The sequence below is a fragment of the Vibrio sp. 2033 genome (assembly GCF_033339735.1).
Map to the genome: position 1 here is coordinate 1 of NZ_JAWOVC010000618.1, position 576 is coordinate 576.

The 576-nt window shown below is 50.3% G+C and carries 1 protein-coding gene; it reads right to left on the bottom strand.

What is annotated here, in order from left to right; genetic code table 11:
* A partial coding sequence (locus R7P74_RS28120) for an ABC transporter permease subunit (RefSeq protein ID WP_443293511.1) occupies positions 1 to 576 on the bottom strand: 576 nt, incomplete at both ends.

A 576-nucleotide genomic window follows, 5' to 3' on the forward strand; every position in this document is an offset into this window, starting at 1 on the left:
GCAGCTAACATACCGCAGATGGCGTACACACCAATCTTCACTCGATCTACGTTAATACCAGACAGGCGAGTCGCAGACTCATTGCCGCCTAGTGCGTAAACATAGCGACCAAAGCGAGTGTGATTAAGTAGGTACCAAGCCGCTGCGAATACAACAACCATCAACCAAACTGGCACTGGAATGCCTAACGCGTAGCCTGTACCAAACCATGCGAATGCGTCTGCCGTGTCTGTGAAGCCAGTAGAAATTGGTCGACCGTCGGTGTAAACCATGGTCACACCTCGCAGTAATGTCATGGTGACCAGCGTCGCGATGAAGGCTTGCACTTTGCCTTTAGCGATGATGATGCCACTGATTGCGCCCAGTGCTGCACCAGCTAATAGAGCCGTTGGAACCGCAATTAAAACTGGCACTTCCATCGCGATTAGGCTTGCGGCAAATGCACCACAAAGCGCAAGGACAGAGCCAACACTCAAGTCGATACCAGCAGTTAAGATAACCAGAGTCATACCTACGGCGATGATCGCGTTGACTGAGGTTTGACGAAGGATGTTAAGAATGTTGTCTACCGTAAAA